This is a genomic window from Kitasatospora sp. NPDC089797 (genome assembly GCF_040684795.1).
In the GTDB taxonomy this organism is placed as follows: domain Bacteria; phylum Actinomycetota; class Actinomycetes; order Streptomycetales; family Streptomycetaceae; genus Kitasatospora.
In genome coordinates this window covers 131,667-148,067 of record NZ_JBFBGS010000020.1, presented here as the reverse complement: position 1 = coordinate 148,067, position 16,401 = coordinate 131,667, and the positions used below count along the sequence as shown (strand labels likewise).

Annotated in this window: 15 protein-coding genes; 6 read left to right on the top strand and 9 right to left on the bottom strand. The window is 72.9% G+C overall.

Annotated elements, in window-relative coordinates:
* On the top strand, positions 1 to 593 hold a 593-nt coding region (locus tag AB0O91_RS18385; protein WP_363433894.1), incomplete at its 5' end, for a carbohydrate binding domain-containing protein.
* Between the two features lie 175 nt (positions 594 to 768).
* Here AB0O91_RS18385 and AB0O91_RS18380 read toward each other — a convergent pair.
* From AB0O91_RS18380 to AB0O91_RS18350, 7 genes are all read right to left on the bottom strand, one after another.
* Complete coding sequence (locus AB0O91_RS18380; protein ID WP_363433891.1) at positions 769 to 2,064, bottom strand: Bcr/CflA family efflux MFS transporter; 1,296 nt, start codon at positions 2,062 to 2,064, stop codon at positions 769 to 771.
* A gap of 297 nt (positions 2,065 to 2,361) precedes the next feature.
* Positions 2,362 to 2,844, bottom strand: coding sequence for a hypothetical protein (locus AB0O91_RS18375; protein WP_363433888.1), 483 nt, complete (start codon positions 2,842 to 2,844; stop codon positions 2,362 to 2,364).
* Between the two features lie 453 nt (positions 2,845 to 3,297).
* Positions 3,298 to 4,176, bottom strand: coding sequence for an alkaline phosphatase family protein (locus AB0O91_RS18370; protein ID WP_363433885.1), 879 nt, complete (start codon positions 4,174 to 4,176; stop codon positions 3,298 to 3,300).
* 258 nt (positions 4,177 to 4,434) lie between these two features.
* Positions 4,435 to 4,812 carry an ADP-ribosylation/crystallin J1 gene (locus AB0O91_RS18365; RefSeq protein WP_363433936.1) on the bottom strand — a complete coding sequence of 126 codons (378 nt, stop codon included), beginning with the start codon at positions 4,810 to 4,812 and terminating at the stop codon, positions 4,435 to 4,437.
* Between the two features lie 223 nt (positions 4,813 to 5,035).
* On the bottom strand, positions 5,036 to 6,223 hold the full coding sequence (locus AB0O91_RS18360) for an acyl-CoA dehydrogenase family protein (protein ID WP_363433882.1): 1,188 nt from the start codon (positions 6,221 to 6,223) through the stop codon (positions 5,036 to 5,038).
* Between the two features lie 230 nt (positions 6,224 to 6,453).
* Entirely contained in the window at positions 6,454 to 6,765 is a 312-nt protein-coding gene (locus tag AB0O91_RS18355; protein ID WP_363433879.1) for an AzlD domain-containing protein, read from the bottom strand.
* Complete coding sequence (locus AB0O91_RS18350) at positions 6,762 to 7,547, bottom strand: AzlC family ABC transporter permease (RefSeq protein ID WP_363433876.1); 786 nt, start codon at positions 7,545 to 7,547, stop codon at positions 6,762 to 6,764. The genes AB0O91_RS18355 and AB0O91_RS18350 overlap by 4 nt, the downstream gene beginning before the upstream one ends.
* Before the next feature lie 183 nt (positions 7,548 to 7,730).
* On the opposite strand from AB0O91_RS18350, the gene AB0O91_RS18345 reads away from it, so the two are divergent.
* Positions 7,731 to 8,321 (top strand): XRE family transcriptional regulator, encoded by a 591-nt coding sequence (locus AB0O91_RS18345; protein ID WP_363433933.1) that lies wholly within the window; start codon positions 7,731 to 7,733, stop codon positions 8,319 to 8,321.
* 165 nt (positions 8,322 to 8,486) lie between these two features.
* On the opposite strand, the gene AB0O91_RS18340 is transcribed toward AB0O91_RS18345, so the two are convergent.
* The gene (locus tag AB0O91_RS18340) at positions 8,487 to 10,403 is read right to left on the bottom strand and encodes a cholesterol oxidase substrate-binding domain-containing protein (protein WP_363433873.1); all 1,917 of its coding nucleotides are present in this window, start codon (positions 10,401 to 10,403) and stop codon (positions 8,487 to 8,489) included.
* 335 nt (positions 10,404 to 10,738) lie between these two features.
* Here AB0O91_RS18340 and AB0O91_RS18335 point away from each other — a divergent pair, with 335 nt between their 5' ends.
* Positions 10,739 to 11,524: a carbon-nitrogen hydrolase family protein gene (locus tag AB0O91_RS18335; protein ID WP_363433871.1), complete on the top strand. Its 786-nt coding sequence runs from the start codon at positions 10,739 to 10,741 to the stop codon at positions 11,522 to 11,524.
* A 118-nt stretch (positions 11,525 to 11,642) separates the two neighbouring features.
* Positions 11,643 to 13,049 carry a class II fumarate hydratase gene (locus AB0O91_RS18330; protein ID WP_363433868.1) on the top strand — a complete coding sequence of 469 codons (1,407 nt, stop codon included), beginning with the start codon at positions 11,643 to 11,645 and terminating at the stop codon, positions 13,047 to 13,049.
* A gap of 152 nt (positions 13,050 to 13,201) precedes the next feature.
* On the opposite strand, the gene AB0O91_RS18325 is transcribed toward AB0O91_RS18330, so the two are convergent.
* Positions 13,202 to 13,672, bottom strand: coding sequence for an SPW repeat protein (locus tag AB0O91_RS18325; RefSeq protein ID WP_363433866.1), 471 nt, complete (start codon positions 13,670 to 13,672; stop codon positions 13,202 to 13,204).
* Between the two features lie 185 nt (positions 13,673 to 13,857).
* Here AB0O91_RS18325 and AB0O91_RS18320 point away from each other — a divergent pair, with 185 nt between their 5' ends.
* Positions 13,858 to 14,424, top strand: coding sequence for a PadR family transcriptional regulator (locus AB0O91_RS18320; RefSeq protein ID WP_363433863.1), 567 nt, complete (start codon positions 13,858 to 13,860; stop codon positions 14,422 to 14,424).
* 178 nt (positions 14,425 to 14,602) lie between these two features.
* The gene (locus tag AB0O91_RS18315; protein ID WP_363433860.1) at positions 14,603 to 16,303 is read left to right on the top strand and encodes an acyl-CoA dehydrogenase family protein; all 1,701 of its coding nucleotides are present in this window, start codon (positions 14,603 to 14,605) and stop codon (positions 16,301 to 16,303) included.
* Positions 16,304 to 16,401 lie beyond the last annotated feature (98 nt).

Below are 16,401 nucleotides of genomic sequence, written 5' to 3'. Positions count from 1 at the left end.
AGAGCGTCAACCTCAGCGTCAGCGGCGCCCCGGCCGGGGTCACCGCCACCGTCACCCCCGGCAGCGTCACCGCCGGCGGCAGCGCCACCCTGAACATCGCCACCACGGCGGCCGCCGCGGCGGGCACCTACCCGCTGACGGTCACCGCCACCGCGCCCTCCGGCAGCCACACCGCGACCTACGCGCTGACCGTGACCGGCACGGCCCCGTCGACCGGCCTGGTCAACGGCGACCTGGAGACCGGCAACCTGGCCCCCTGGACCTGCCAGAGCGGCGGCGGCATCGTCACCACGCCCGTCCACTCCGGCTCGTACGCGCTCCAGGCCGCGGCCTCCGCGAGCCAGACCGGCGACTGCTCGCAGACCGTGACGCTGAAGCCCAACACCAGCTACACGCTGAGCGGTTGGGTGCAGGGCAACTACGCCTACCTGGGCGTCAACGGCGGCGCCACCGCCAGCACCTGGACCAACTCCTCGGGTTGGACCAAGCTGTCCGTCCCCTTCACCACCGGCGCCTCCGGCACCGTCACGGTGTACCTGCACGGCTGGTACGGGCAGGGCAGCGTGTACGGGGACGACTTCTCGATCGCCTGAGACCGACGGCACGGCCCGGTGCGAGACCGAGTGCGAGACCGGGTGGCACGTAGCCGGGTGACGCGCGGCGGGTCGCAGGCACCAGCCATCAGATGACAGAGAACAGAGAACAGATGACAGCCGACAGATTTCATCATCTGTCGGCTGTCATCCGTTCGTCGTCGCCTGTCGTCCGTCAGCGGTCGGCCGTCTCCCGCGGCCGCCCCGGCCGGCACAGCGTCATGTACGCCGCCAGCGCCAGCACCCCGCACCCCAGGACCACCACCGCCAGCAGGGTCGCCGACGGCCGTCCACCGAGGCTGCTCAGCGGCGCGACCACCGCGCCGCACAGGAAGTTGCCCGTCCCCAGCAGGGCCGAGGCCGTCCCCGCCGTCTGCGGCTCGACCAGGCTCAACGCCTGCGCCGCCGTGTTCGGCAACACCACCCCCAGGCTTCCCATCAGCACGAACAGCGGCGGGCAGAACCCGACCAGCCCGAAGTCCCACACCGTCGTCAGCAGCACCAGCGCCACCCCCGCCGCAACCGCCGCCCCGAGCCCGGCCAGCATCAGCGACCGCGCCGGGAAGCGCGGCGCCAGCACCCGCCCGTTCAGCTGGGTCATCACCACGATGGACAGCGAGTTCAGCCCGAACAGCAGGCTGTAGGTCTGCGGCGAGACCTGGTACACGTGCTGGAGCACCGTCGACGACCCGCTGATGTACCCGAACAGCGAGCCGAAGGCCAGCGAACTGGTCAGCGCGAGCCCCAGGAACGGCCGGTGCCGCAGCAGCCGGCCGATCGTGCGCAGCGCCGTACCCACCCCGCCGTCGCTCCGGGCCTGCGGCGGCAGGCTCTCGCGCAGCGCCCCGAACGCGGCCAGGGTGAGCAGCAGTCCGAGCGCCGTGAGCGCCCCGAAGGTGCCCCGCCAGGAGGTGAACCGCATCAGCTGCGCCCCGATGATCGGGGCGAGGATCGGTGCCAGCCCGGATATCAGCGCGATCGAGGCGAGGAAGCGCAGCATCGCCACGCCCTGGAACCGGTCCCGGGCGACCGCCCGGCCGATGACCAGGCCCGCCGACCCCGCCACGCCCTGGACGAAACGGGCCGCGATCAGCACCGACAGGTTCGGCGCGAGCACGCAGACCACGCTGGAGAGGGTGTAGACGACCAGCCCCGCGAGCAGCGGCAGACGGCGTCCGAAGCGGTCGCTGAGCGGCCCGAAGAGCAACTGCCCGGCCGCGACCCCGAACATCGAGAAGGTCAGGGTGAGCTGGACGGCGGCCGGCTCGGCGACCAGGTCCGTGGCGATCGCGGGGAGGCCGGGGAGGTAGAGGTCGGTGGTGAGCGGGCCCAGCGCGGTGAGGCCGCCGAGCACGACGATCGTGGCGCGGCCGGGGCCGGCCGGGGCGGAGACGGGCGCGGGGGCGGACACAGCGACGGGCGCGGGGGCGAGGGCGCGGGCGGGGTCGGAGGCGGAAACGGGGGCAGGCACGGGGGCAGGGACGGGGACTGAGTCAGAAGCGGGAGCGGTCGACGTGCCCTCGGTGGGACCGACGGTCGGGCCGGGCATGGCTCTCCTCACGGACGCGGTGACAGGTGTTCGTTCGCGACCCGTCCTATCGCAGCCCGGCAGCCGCGCGGACACCAGGGGTGCACCGGGACGGATCCGCCCACCGGCCGATCCTCAACACGCGCACGACGACGGCCCGCCCGCACCTTCCGGTGCCCGGCGGGCCGTTCGTTCCCTGGTCAGGACGGCTGATCCGGGATCAGTGCCCGGTCAGCACCCTCAGTGCTTGGCGACGTGCTCGGCCCGGAGGGCCGCCTGCATCGTCGCGCCGTCCTGCCACGCGTAGAGCTGGTTGCCGGTGAGTGTCACATTGTAGTGCCCGCAGGTACCGGTGGCCTTGGCCGCGACGCCCTCCGGGAACCAGCCCGCCTTGAGCGAGACCGGCACCGGGTGCGGGCCCTTGCCCGGCGTTCCGATGTTGCACCCGGCGGGCAGCCGGCCCTCGGGCAGCGTCGCCCGCAGCAGCCGGTCGTCGCCCGTGGTGGACATCAGGTACTTGACCGAGGAGGCGTTGTCGGGCAGCCACGCGGGCATCGAGCGGCGGTCGGCCTTGGCCTGCGTGCCGCTGTCGTACGAGACCTGCTCCTGGTGGCGTCCGTCGTACCACTCGGACACCCGAGGGCCGATGACCACGGCGCCCACGGCGACGGCCATGCCGGTGCCCGCGACTCCCAGCGCGACCTTGCTCACGATGCCCTTCATGCCTGGCTGCCCTCTCCGTGTCCGTTGCCGATGCGCCCGGTGCGTCCGGTGCGTCCGATGTCTCCGGTCCGGACGGCGCCGTCACCGGCCCGTCCGTGACCCGTCCGGGCTGAACGATCCGCCGGCCGGGTGTATCCATGGTGGCCCGGGGCGCCCTGCCGGAGCGTCACCACCAGGTCGCGATCTTGCATCCAACCCACGGGGTAGCGTCTCCACCTTCAGGCGTATGTCCGGGGGCCCGACCCCCGAGGTACGGCCGTGCCGGCCTCCGGGTCGCCGGGCCGGGTTCGAGTGCTCCCGAGCCCCGATCGAGCGTGACCCACCCGGAGCCCGACCGCAGCCCGGCCTGCTGCACCCGGAGCACCGCACCACCCCGGCCCGGAGCGGCCGGCGGGGCCGGGGTGACGGGCCGGGCGGCGGGCCCGGGAAGACACGGCCGTCGACGCCGGCCGGTCAGACCGCTGCGGGGACCGGTCGGGCGACGGGGAAGGGGCGGCCGTCGAGGGTCCAGTGCGGGTCGATCGGGCGCAGCAGCGAGGCGTACACCTGGGCGGCGACGTCGGGGTGGCGGATCTCGCCGGTGGGCGGGCCGGCCGGGATGTCGTGCCCGGCGCACGCGACCCAGGCGGTCCGCTCCTCGACCGTGCGGCCGCCGTGCCCGCCGGCGTCGACGTGCCCGTGGTCGGTCACCACGATGACGGTCCACTGCTCCTCGGCGTACGTGGCGCGGCCGCGGACGGCGTCGAGCAGTCGGCCGAGGCGCTCGTCGGCGGTGCGCATGGACGCGCGGTACTCCTCGCCGCAGCCGAGGAAGTGGGCGGTCTCGTCCACGGCACCGAGGTAGACGAAGGACGCCTCGGGGTCCGCCGTGCCGAGGACGTGGACGGCCTCCCGGGTGACCTCCTCGTCGACGGCCTCCCAGGCCTCCGGGGTGTCTTCGGCCGGGGCGATGTAGGAGAGCCGGCCGGGGGCGCGGAACAGCGGGCCGCCGGACTCGTTGATCATCAGCGGGTCCCAGCCGGCCGCGACGAAGGTGCGGCGGCGGTCACTGCGGTTGAGCCGGGTGGCGAAGTCCGGGAAGACGTCCAACCGGTTGCCGCCCAGGTGGTTGCCCCAGACACCGTGCTTGGCGGGCTCCACGCCGGTCACGATGGTGGCCCAGCACGGTCCGGACATGGTGGGCGTGGAGTCCGCGACGGTGACCGGCACCAGGAATCCGGCCCCGGCGACCTCCTGGAGGCGCGGCATCGGCACCTGGGCGAGGTAGTCGTGACGGACTCCGTCGATCCCGACCACGAGGACGCGGGGGCGGGGCCACTGGGCTGCGGACATGGTGGAGCTTCCTTTCGGTCGTGCACACCCGGCCGCGCCCGCCGAGGGCGCCGCCGACCGCGCCATGCTTCACGGCCCGCCGTACCGGTCGGCGTCGGAGCGTCGAACGGCGGGTGTCCTGGAGGTGTCGGAAGGTCGACCTTCGGCGAGCACCGGCCGGCGCGTCAACCCGCCGTCCGACGGAGCCCCGGTCGGCGAGCGGGCCGACGTCCGGGGCGACGGCGCTGGGCAGGACGGCCGCAGGGCGGGGCGCCGCTCCTACGGCCGGAACTCGTGCACGACCTCGATGCGGCCGACGATGTGCCGGTTAAACTCGGACAACTCCTCGGCCGGGACCCAGAGTTCGAGGATCGTCCGGCCGCCCGCCTGCTGCACGGGGTAGCGGGCGAGGAAGTCCGTCTCGACCTCGAAGCGGGTCACGTAGCCGACGCCGGAGGCGGGCACGTTCCAGTCCCGGGCGATCCGGATCGCGTAGTCCTCGTTCAGGACGGGGTAGAAGATCGGCTGCTCCGGCAGTCGGGGCTGCCAGGCGCGCCAGTCGGCGGCCTCGACCAGGGCCAACTCCTCCGGGCCGGTGGGGCGCCAGAGGGTGGTGGTCGGAGGCTGCCGGACGGCCTCGGCGGGCCCAGCGGGCAGGGCGGACCCAGCGGCCTCGGCGGGCCCAGCGGGCAGGGCGGACGGGACGGACCGGTCGGAGCGGATGGACGGGACGAACTCGCTGGTCATGGCGGGTACGGTAGCCGGGCCGCGACGGGCCCGGCCACCACTTTTCCACCGCTCCGGCAGGTTGTTCCGGTGGGCTGTACCGGCCGGCCGTACCGGCGGGCCGCGTCGGCCGGCCACGCGCCCGGACCGCCCGTCAGCGGTAGGCGGACTCGCCGGTGATGGTCTCGCCGAGGATCAGGGTGTGGATCTCGCTGGTGCCCTCGTACGTCAGCACCGACTCCAGGTTGTTGGCGTGCCGCAGCACCGGGTACTCGGTGGTGATCCCGTTGGCGCCCAGGACGGTCCGGGCGCTGCGGGCGATCTCCAGCGCGGTGCGGACGTTGTTGAGCTTGCCGAAGCTGATGTGCGGCGGGCGGGCGGCACCCTCCTCCTTGAGCCGGCCGATCCGCAGGGCCACCAGGTAGGCCTTCTCCACCTCCAGCATCATCTCGACCAGCTTCTGCTGGGTGAGTTGGAAGCCCGCGATCGGGCGGTCGAACTGGATCCGGCTCTTCGCGTAGTCGAGGGCCGCGGTGTAGCAGTCGCGGGCGGCGCCGACGGTGCCCCAGAGGATGCCGTAGCGCGCCTCGTTGAGGGAGGAGAGCGGCCCGCGCAGCCCGGTGACGCCGGGCAGGACGGCATCGGCGGGCAGCACCACCTCGTCGAAGGCCAACTCGCTGGTGACGGAGGCCCGCAGGGAGAGCTTGCCGTGCACGTCGGTCGCGGTCAGGCCACGGGTGCCGCGCTCGACCAGGAAGCCGCGCACGCCCGCCTCGGTCTGCGCCCAGACCACGGCGACGTCGGAGATGCTGCCGTTGGTGATCCACATCTTGCTGCCGGACAGCACCCAGTCGCCGCCCGCGCCGCCCTTCCGGACCGCCCGGGTGCGCATGTTCGCCGGGTCCGAGCCGAAGTCGGGCTCGGTGAGGCCGAAGCAGCCGATCAGCTCGCCGGCCGCCATGCCGGGCAGCCAGCGCTGCTTCTGCTCCTCGGAGCCGAACGCGTGGATCGAGCGCATCGCCAGCGAGCCCTGGACCGACACGAAGCTGCGCAGGCCGGAGTCGGCCGCCTCCAGCTCCATGCACGCGACCCCGTACGCCACCGCGCCGGCACCCGCGCAGCCGTAGCCGTCGAGGTGCATGCCGAGCACGCCGAGGGCGCCGAGTTCGGGGGCGAGTTCGCGGGCCGGGAAGACCCCGCGCTCGAACCAGTCGCCGATGTGCGGGCGGATCCGCTCCTCGGTGAACCGGCGGACGGTGTCGCGGATCAGCCGCTCCTCGTCGGAGAGGAGGTCACCGACCGCGAGCAGGTCGGACGGGTCGATCCGGGTCGGCTTCGACATGGAAGCTCCTTGTGGTCTCGGCGGGGCATCGGCGAGTATTCCGCAAGCCGCCCGGCCTCGGACCGACGCGAGCGCGTGAGGAAGACGACATGTCCGGCACGGCGTACCGGCGGGCCTCCAGGGGTGGGCGGCGGCGAACAGCTGACAGATGACAGAGTTCGAAATCTGTCATCTGTTATCTGTCATCTGTTATCTGTCAGCTGTTCGCTGAACGGCGTTCGCGGCCGACCTCACCCCACCCCGCACAACCGCAGCACCGCCGCCGTCGCCGCTCCGGCCACGACCACCACCGGGAACGGCGCACGGCGCCACGCGAGCACCCCCGCGACCAGGACGCCCGCCGGACGGGCCCACCCGGCGAAGCCGTGCCCCTGGGTCAGCGCACCGGTCGCCACCAGCGCGACCAGCAGCACCGCCGCCGCGACGGCCAACAGGTGCCGCAGCCGCTCCGAGAGTGCGAGCCGGTGCCCGAGCAGGGGACCGACCACCCGGTAGGCATACGTCCCGGCGGCCAGCAGCAGGATGGCGTACAGCGGCATCATCGGACGTCCTCCTTCACTGCTGTCGGCACGGCGACCCCCCGCTCCCCCGGTTCCGGCCCGGGCCCCGACCCGGACTCCGATCCGGGCAGCGGCCCCGACACCGACGCCGCTCCGACCCCCGGCCGGCCGGCGAACAGCAGCCCGACCAGGGCGAGCAGGACGGGCAGCCCGGCCGGCACGAACGGCGTGACCGTGACGGCCACCACCGCACCCACCACCGCCGCCGCACGGGTCCCGCGATCCTTGAGCGAGGGCAGAACCAGCGCGAGCAGGACCGCCGGGAAGGCGGCGTCCAGGCCGAGCACGTCGGTGTCGCCGATCAGCCCGCCCGCGAGCCCGCCGAGCAGCACCGCCACGTTCCACACCACGAACAGCGAGACCCCGCAGATCCAGAACGCCGCCCGGCGGCGCCGCGGCTCGTGCTGCTGCAACGCGAAGGCCGCGCTCTCGTCGGTGAGCATCTGCGCCCCGAACAGCCGCTGCCACCAAGGGCCTTGGAGCACGTCGGCGACGGCGAACCCGAACGGCAGCAGTCGGGCGTTGAGCACCAGCCCGGTGGCGACGGCCGCGAGCGCGCCGCCACCGGACAGCACCACGCCGACGGCCGCGAACTGCGAGCCGCCCGCGAAGACCAGGACGGAGAGTGCCGTCGGCACCCAGAGCGGCAGACCGCCGGACACGCTGATCGCGCCGAAGGAGGCGCCGACGAGCGCGTCGGCGAGGCAGACCAGGGCGATGTCGCGAAGGGTCGCCTGTTCGAGTGTTCGGAGTAGCGAACGCATGTTCATCAGAGTGAACCCGATACCCTGTGTTCGTCAAGGCGAACAGAAGGACCGGCAGGGCGAACGCCATCCACCCGGCGCCCGCCCTCCACCGGGGGCGGCCGTGGCGGCCGTGACAGCATGAACGGCACCACCGGCGGGAGCCCCGACCGAAGGAGCCTGGAGGAAGCGTGAGTGGCGAGCATGAGTGACGGGACCACCAGGACCCAGGGGGCGAACGGCACCGGCGCGGAGTTGATCGGCCAGATCGCCGCGTCCCTGCGGCGCGAACGTGAGCGCAGCGGACTGTCGATGACCGAGCTGGCCCGTCGCGCCGGCATCGCCAAATCGACGCTCTCGCAGCTGGAGTCCGGCGCGGGCAACCCCAGCGTGGAAACGCTCTGGGCCCTCGGGGTCGCGTTGAACGTGCCCTTCAGTCGGCTGGTCGACCCGCCGCGCCCGACCGTCAAGGTGCTCCGGGCCGGCGAGGGACCGGTGACCCACTCCGAGCAGGCCGACTACGCGGCCACCGTGCTCGCCTCCTGCCCGCCGAACGCCCGGCGCGACATCTACCGGATCGAGGCCCAGCCGGGCGAGGCCAGGACCTCCGACCCGCACATGCCCGGCACCGTCGAGCACGTCGTGATCGGCGCGGGCCGGGCCCTGGTCGGACCGACCGAGGCCCCGGTGGAGCTGGCCCCGGGCGACTACATCAGCTACCCGGGCGACGCCCCGCACGTGTTCCGCGCCCTCGCCCCCGACACCCTCGCACTGCTCGTGATGGAGCACATCTGACGCACCCGCACCGCCGGGCAGGCCCTCGGGCGGCGGGAAGAGAATGACGGCTGACAGATGTCAAAATCTGTCAGCCGTCATCTGTCGTCTGTTATCTGTCATCCGTCGTCTGTCACCTGTTCGCCCGGCCCGGCCCCCGGTTCGCCCCGGCCCCGCTCGGCGGAGCTACTTCAGCAGCCCGTCCAGGAACGGGTTCCCGAAGACCCGGTGCGGGTCGTACCGGTCCAGGACGGCGACCGCCTCGTCCCAGCCCGGCCCGCCCCCGGCCCGCAGGCTGTCGGGGATGACCCGGCCGATCAGGTCCTGGTCGGACCACGCCGCGTCGGCGGTGTAGGCCCACCCCTTGGACCACTCGACCCGCAGGCCGGCCCGGGTGCCGTCGAAGGTGCGCAGCAGCCACTGCTCCAAGTCCCGGGCGAAGCGCTCCAGTCCGGGCGTGCCGGGGAAGGCGAGGACGTCGAGCCAGACCGCGGTGTCCCACTCCGGCCGGTCCGCCCGCGGCCGCAGCGCGGACAGCAGCGGGGGCCGGGCGCCGGGGACCCCGGAGGAGGTCGGGTCGTCCAGCCCGGTGACCCGGATCTCCACCGCACCGTTCACCGGGAACTCGCCCCGGGCCTGGTAGTCGGTGAGCAACTTCCGGTAGTAGGCGGCGAATTCGCTGACCACCCACTGAAGGTCGGCGCGCTTGGTGAGGATCGCGTAGCCGTTGGCGGTGACCCGCAGGGTGGTGGGCCGGACGTACTGCAGCAGGGCGCGCGAGGGCCCCCAGAGGTCCGAGCGCAGGCCGCCGGCGAGCAGGTGGGTGATCAGGTCCCCGGTGAGCAGATCGCGCAGCAGTCCGCCGTCGAGCAGGACGTCGGTGAGGTCGCCGGTCAGCGCCAACCTGGCTATCAGGTACTGGAGTTGCCCGAACAGTGGAGCCGATCCCCAGGCCCCGGAGATGATCCGGCCGGCCAGTTGGGCGACCGGTTCCGGGATGTTGTCCGAGAAGGGGTAGTTGTAGGGCTGGTCGACGGCCCGGGAGGCGAGCGGCTTGGTGGGGGTGACGGTCCAGGTCTTGAGCCACGGGTACTCGGTGTAGGCGAACCAGATCGCCTCGACCCGGCCGTCCCGCTCGACGAAGTCGGCGAGGGTGCGCGGGCCACCACCGCCGCCCAGCAGGCCCCCGAGCAGTCCGCCGCCACCGGTGGCGGTACCGGGACGGGCGAACAGGTCGCTCGCCGGGATGTCCAGCCGGCTGACGCAGCGCAGCGGACGGTCGGCGCCCACCCGCAGGACGACCTCGGTGAGGAAGGCCCGGCCCAGGTGCACCAGGAAGGCGGCGCTGTCGGCCTCCGCACGGTCGAAGCTGCGCAGCGTGTAGCGGCCGGTGGCCGGGTCGAGCACGACGGCGGTGAGCCGGACCACCTGGTTGCTGACCGAGCCGTAGCCGTGCCCGTCCGGACGCACTTCGCCGGCGGCGGGGGCGGCCGTGCCGTGGCCGCCGATCGCGAGCACGCCGCCGACGGTGAGGTCGCCCGGCGCCGGGCAGGCCGTCAGACCGAGGCCCCGGCCGCTCAGGTGGGTGAGCAGCGCCTCCATCCCGGCGCCGGTCTGCACCCGGACGGTGGAGGGCGAGTCCGCGGTGATCGCGGTGAGGTACCGGCCGGTGTCCACCAGCAGGACCCGGGCGCTCCCCGGCGTCCCGTCGGCGACGGTGAGCGGCGCCCAGGTGTGCCGGTTGCCGGTCGCGCGCAGCCGCCAGCCGTTGGCGTGCGCCCAGTCGGCGAGGGCCGGGACCTCCTCGGGGGTGCGCGGCGCACAGGTCCAGAGCTGGTCGGTGCGGATCTCGCCGGACCAGTTCTGGAAGACCCGCTGGTAGAGCTCGGTGCCGGCGGGCAGTCCGGGCGGCGCGGGCGTGGCCGCCTCGGCGCTGTCCGGTCCGACGGTGCCGCGCAGCAGCCAGGCCGCCCCGCCGAGGGCCGCCGAGGCGCCCAGCAACTGCCGTCTGGTCAGGCCGCCGCGCTCCCGGCTGTTCTCCCGGCCGCTCTCCCGGTCGGCCGCTGGGCCGTTCACGTCGTCGTCGTGGTGTGTGGTGGTCATCCGGTCCGCCCCCTGCGTCGGTTCCCCGGGCCGGTCGCGGCGCTCCGGGGCGGTCGGTGCTCCGCCCGACCCGGTCAGGAGCGTACGAAGTGCCGTACGACCGTTTGAAGCGTTCCGGCCGGGATCTCACTCGTTCGAGTGATCATGGCGCGAATGACCGAGCACCGTCCAGCATCGTCCTCCACTCGGCCCGACCGACCTGCCCGGGCTGCTCGGACTACTCGGACTACTCGGACCGACCGGCCTGCCCGGACCGCTCGAACTGTTGCCCGGCGGCTCGGCCGACCCATAGGTTGATCTTGATCCACCGCCCCCACCTGCCCGGAGGCCCGGCCGTGCCCTCGTCCACCCCGCTCGTCCCGGTTGCCGTCGCCCAGCCCGTCTGTGCCGCCGCGGGCCGACCGGACACCCTGGCCGTCAACGTCGGTCGGCACGCCGAGGCCGTCCGCGCGGCGGGCACCCGCCTGGTGGTGTTCCCCGAGCTGTCGCTGACCGGCTACGACCTGGCCGCCCCCGCCGTCGACCCGGCGGACCCCCGGCTGGCGCCGTTGGTCGAGGCCTGCGCCGCCACCGGTGCCCTGGCCCTGGTCGGCGCGCCGGTCGCCGAGGCCGACGGGCGCGAGTCCATCGCCACCCTCGCGGTCACCGGCGGAGGCGCCACCGTGATCTACCGGAAGATGCGCCTGCACGGCGCCGAGCACGACCGCTTCACCCCGGGCGGGGAGCCCGTCGTCCTGGAGCTGGACGGCCTGCGGCTCGGTCTGGCGGTCTGCGCCGACGCCGCCGACCCGACGCACGCCGAGCAGACCGCCGCGCTCGGCATCGACGCCTACGTCGCCTCGACCCTGTACGGCCCGGGCGCCGCGCAGGCCGAGCGGCTGGACGCCCACCTGCGGGAACGGACCACCGCGCACGGGGTGTGGGGCGTGCTGTCCACCAGCGCCGGGGCCAGCGGCGAGTTCCCGGAGACCTCGGGGCGCTCCGGGGTGTGGGCGCCGGACGGCACGGTGGCGGCCCGGCTCGGGCCCGAGGCGGGGGCCCTGGTCCGCTGGGAGCTGTCCCGGCCGACTCGCCCGGCCGCCTCGGTCCACCCGGTCCGCCCGGTCCGCCCGACCACGTAACGGCGGCGGGAGACACCGGCCCCGCCCCGACGGAAATACCCGGGGCCCGCGCGAGGCTGTGGTGATCGGAAGACCCGTGACCGGGCCGGACGGGCCCGTACAGGAGGTGCAGCGCGTGATGGGTGACGAGCGGGAGAAGCCGCAGGAGTACCGGATCGAGCACGACTCGATGGGCGAGGTGCGGGTGCCGGCCGCAGCGAAGTGGCAGGCGCAGACGCAACGGGCGGTGGAGAACTTCCCGGTGTCCGGCCAGCGGCTGGAGCGCGCGCACATCGCCGCGCTGGCCCGGATCAAGGCGGCCGCGGCGCGGGTGAACGCCCGCCTCGGGGTGCTGGACGAGGAGACGGCCGGGGCGATCGCGGCGGCGGCCGAGGAGGTCGCGGAGGGCCGCTGGGACGGCGAGTTCCCGGTGGACGTGTTCCAGACCGGCTCGGGCACCTCGTCCAACATGAACGCCAACGAGGTGATCGCCACCCTGGCCGGCGAGCGGCTGGGGCGGCCGGTCCACCCGAACGACCAGGTGAACGCGAGCCAGTCGTCCAACGACGTGTTCCCGTCCTCGATCCACATCGCCGCCACCGCCGCCGTCACCCACGACCTCATCCCGGCGCTGGAGCACCTGGCGGAGGCGCTGGAGCGCAAGTCGATCGCGTTCGCCCAGGTGGTCAAGTCGGGCCGCACGCACCTGATGGACGCCACGCCCGTCACCCTCGGCCAGGAGTTCGGCGGCTACGCGGCCCAGGTGCGGCACGGCCGGGAGCGACTGCTGGCCACGCTCCCCCGGGTGGCCGAACTGCCGCTCGGCGGAACGGCGGTGGGCACCGGCATCAACACCCCACCGGGGTTCCCGGCGGCCGTCATCGAGGAGGTGGCCCGGGCCACCGGACTTCCGCTGACCGAGGCGCGCGACCACTTCGAGGCGCAGGGCGCACGGGACGCGCTGGTCGAGCTCAGCGGTCAACTGCGCACGGTGGCGGTCGGGTTCACGAAGATCGCGAACGATCTGCGGTGGATGGGCTCGGGCCCGCGCACCGGCCTGGGCGAGATCAACCTGCCGGACCTGCAACCCGGTTCGTCCATCATGCCGGGCAAGGTGAACCCGGTGCTGCCCGAGGTGGTACTGATGGTCGCCGCCCAGGTGGTCGGCAACGACGCCACGGTCACGCTGGCCGGCGCGAGCGGCAACTTCGAGCTGAACGTGATGCTCCCGGTGATCGCCCGCAATGTGCTGGAGTCGGTGCGGCTGCTCGCCAACAGCGCCCGGCTGCTGGCGGACCGGACCGTCGACGGCATCACCGCGAACGTCGAACGGGCCCGCGAGTACGCGGAGTCCTCGCCCTCGGTGGTGACGCCGCTGAACCGGTACATCGGGTACGAGGAGGCGGCGAAGGTCGCCAAGCAGGCGCTGGCCGAGCGGAAGACCATCCGCCAGGTGGTGCTGGAGCGCGGGTACGTCGAGCGGGGCGCGCTCACCGAGGAGCAGTTGGACCGGGCGCTGGACGTGCTGCGGATGACGCACCCGTAGCCCTCTCGTCCCCGGCACTGCGGGCCTCCGGCACTCCGGGCCTCCGGGGTGCCGGGCTCCGAGTACCGGCCCTCAGGGCCGGCCCGGGCGTGCGCCGGGGCGCGGCGGGCGACGTGCGCCCTCCGTGCCCCGGACGCGGGCTGCGGGAAGGATCAGCCCTTGGCTCGGCCGGCCCGGCCGAGCCGCATCGCTGCTCCGTTCGCCGTGATCGTGGCCATCGAGATCGCCGCGAGTCCGAGCAGGAACATCACGGCACCGACGATGATGCAGGTGACGATGTTCTTGCCCTGTGCGACGGACCCGGAGACGGCCCACGGGGAGATGATCGTCCAGACACCGAGCGCGGCGGCGGCCCAGGCCCGCGCGTGGGTGCGCTCGTAGGCCGTGCCGTAGCCGGCCATCAGCGCCGTGTAGGCCAGCCCCACGATCAGGCAGGTCACGGTCAGGGTGCTGAACGCGGTGAAACCGACGATCCACGGCGATGCCGCCAGGAAGAGGCCGGTCAGGATGGCCAGGGCTTCGATGCCCTGGGCGCGGGGGGTCGAGGTGACCCGCTCGTAGTGCTCCCGGAGTTCGACGATGTCCGGGTGGTGCTCCATGCCGGTCGGCACATGTGTTGCCACCGATACCACCTCCTGTGGTTCGGACCATGGAAGGGGCTTGCCCCGTAACCATTCTGGCGCTTCTCCATGGTTTTGCACCTGATCGTCCAGAATGACCGATAACCATCGGATCACGCCGGTGACCTGTGTCTCAACACTCCGAGGGCCCATTGCCTATGCAACTTGTTGCATAGCAGGATGCGGGCATGGCACTGGAGCACGCGATCCTCGTCTCGCTGCTGGAGCAACCGGGCTCCGGGTACGAACTGGCCCGGCGCTTCGACCGCTCCATCGGACGCTTCTGGACCGCCACTCACCAGCAGATCTACCGGGTGCTGCGGCGGATGGAGGCGGACGGCTGGGTCGCCGCCGAGGAGGTCGCCCAGGACGGCCGACCGGACAAGAAGGTGTACTCGGCCGCCGACCCCGGACGGGCCGCCCTGGCCGCGTGGCTGCGCGAACCGGTCGAGCCGGAGACCGTGCGGCACGAGCTCGCGGTCAAGATCCGGGCCGCCGCCTTCGACGACCCGGCCGCGCTGATCTCCGAGGTCGAACGGCACCGCGAGAGCCACGCCGCCCTGCTCACCCGCTACCTGCACGGCGAACAGCGGGACTTCCCCGACCTCGCCGCCCTGGACACCCGGCAGGAGCTCCAGCACGTGGTGCTCCGCGGCGGGATCGAGTTCGAGCGGATGACCCTCGCCTGGCTGGACGACGTGCTCGCCACCCTGCACCGGCTCGCGGACGGCGGCCGGGGAACAGGGAACAGATGACTGCGGAGGGACCGGCCGACAGATGTCAGCCGACAGCTTTCATCATCTGACATCTGTCGGCTGAACTCTGTTCGCTGAAATCCGTTCGCTGAACTCTGTTCGCGGGCCTCTGTTCGCCGAACCCTGTTCTCCACCGCCACGCCGAGCCCTCACCCCCTCGACTCCCAGGGAGCCCCTGATGCTCTTCAACCCGCGCACCTACGACCCCGCGCAGTTCGACGAGCCGACCCGCCGGCTGCTGCGCGCGACCGTCGACTGGTTCGAGTCCCGCGGCAAGAAGGCGCTCATCGACACCTACATCGACCGCTCCTGGTACGGCGACTTCCTCGAATTCGCCGCGCGGGAAGGCCTGTTCGCCGAGTTCCTGACCCCGTCCTCGGCCGACCCCGACAAGCGCTGGGACACCGCGCGGATCGCCGAGCTGAACGAGATCCTCGGCTTCTACGGCCTCGGCTACTGGTACACCTGGCAGGTCACCATCCTGGGCCTCGGCCCGGTCTGGCAGAGCGAGAACGAGGCGATCCGGGCCCGCGCCGCCAAGCTCCTCGCCGAGGGCCACGTGATGGCCTTCGGCCTGTCCGAGCGCACCCACGGCGCCGACATCTACTCCACCGACATGATCCTCACCCCGGACGGCGAGGGCGGCTTCACCGCGACCGGCCCCAAGTACTACATCGGCAACGGCAACGTGGCCGGCCTGGTCTCGGTCTTCGGCCGCCGCTCCGACGTCGAGGGCCCCGAGGGCTACGTCTTCTTCGCCGCCGACAGCCGCCACGAGGCGTACCACCTGGTCAAGAACGTGGTGAACGCCCAGATGTACGTCAGCGAGTTCCGCCTGGAGGACTACCCGGTGCGGGCCGAGGACGTGCTGCACACCGGGCAGGCCGCCTTCGACGCCGCGCTGAACACCGTCAACGTCGGCAAGTTCAACCTGTGCACCGCCTCGGTCGGCATCTGCGAGCACGCGATGTACGAGGCCGTCACGCACGCCCACAACCGGGTGCTGTACGGCCGCAAGGTCACCGACTTCCCGCACGTGCGAAGGGAGTTGACCGACGCCTACGCCCGCCTGGTGGCGATGAAGCTGTTCAGCGCGCGGGCCGTGGACTACTTCCGCACCGCCTCCGCCGAGGACCGCCGCTACCTGCTCTTCAACCCGATGACCAAGATGAAGGTCACCACCGAGGGCGAGAAGGTCATCGACCTGATGTGGGACGTCATCGCGGCCAAGGGCTTCGAGGCGGACACCTACTTCGACAAGGCCGCCAAGGACATCCGCGGCCTGCCGAAGCTGGAGGGCACCGTCCACGTCAACCTGGCTCTGATCCTCAAGTTCATGGGCAACTACCTGTTCGCGCCCGCCGATTACGCGCCGGTGCCGACCAGGCTGGACGCCGCCGACGACGCCTTCCTGTTCCACCAGGGCCCCGCCCGCGGCCTCGGCGCCATCCGCTTCCACGACTGGCGCACCGCCTACGACCGGCACGCGCAGCTGCCGAACGTCGCCCGCTTCCGCGAACAGGCCGACGGCTTCTGCGACCTGCTGCTCAAGCACGCGCCGAGCAAGGAGCAGCAGGCGGACCTGGACTTCCTGCTGGAGATCGGCCAGCTGTTCGCGCTGATCGTCTACGGCCAGCTGGTGCTGGAGCAGGCCGAGCTCACCGGCCTGGACGCAGAGGTCCTGGACCAGGTCTTCGACGCGCTGGTCCGCGACTTCTCGGCGCACGCGACCGAGCTGCACGGCAAGGCCTCCGCGACCGAGGAGCAGGCTGCCTGGGCGCTGGCCAACGTGCGCCGCCCGGTGGCGGACGCGGAGCGCGCCGCGAAGGTCTGGGCCCGGGTCGAGGCGCTCTCGGGCTCGTACGAGATGCAGCCGTAGGGACCGGCACGACGAGCAGGACCCCGGGGGTGCCGGCCGGCGGGCCGGCACCCCCGGTTCACCCGGCCGGGGCGGCCGGGGCGGCCGGGGCGGCCGGC